1 protein-coding gene is annotated in these 513 nt (G+C 68.6%); it reads right to left on the bottom strand.

Annotated elements, in window-relative coordinates; genetic code table 11:
• Window positions 1–513: DUF3458 domain-containing protein (locus AC1DTN_RS39310; RefSeq protein WP_477925681.1), on the bottom strand; the 513-nt coding region annotated here is incomplete at both ends.

The following is a 513-nucleotide window of genomic DNA, read 5'->3' as shown; positions in this document are numbered from 1 at the left end:
GAATCACGAAGGGCTCTTTCATCGGCTGGCCCGGCGTCGGCGGGCAGCTCTGCACGAAGCTCAGCGTGTAGCTGCGCGAGGCCGCGTCGTACGCGCCCTGGGCCGCGAGGCGGGGCGTACCGGCCTGCGAGTACCAGCGCTTGAACTGCGGCAGCAGCCGCGCGAGGTCCGAATCGGGGTTGGCGTCGGCAATGGCTTGCGCGAAGTCGTCGCAGGTCACGGCCTGGCCGTCGTGGCGCTCGAAGTACAGCGAGATGCCGCGCTCGAAGCCCTTGCGACCGACCAGCGTCTGCATCATGCGCACGACCTCGGCACCCTTCTCGTAGATGGTGACGGTGTAGAAGTTGCTGATCTCGATGTAGCTGTCGGGCCGCACCGGATGCGCCATCGGGCCAGCGTCCTCGGGGAACTGGGCGGTGCGCAGCACGCGCACGTCCTCGATGCGCTTGACGGCGCGCGCCGAGGCGTCGGCGCACAGGTCCTGGCTGAACTCCTGGTCGCGGAAGACGGTGA

The sequence above is a fragment of the Rhizobium sp. 01T444 genome (genome assembly GCF_056398305.1).
This window is presented reverse-complemented; position numbering and strand designations above follow the sequence as displayed.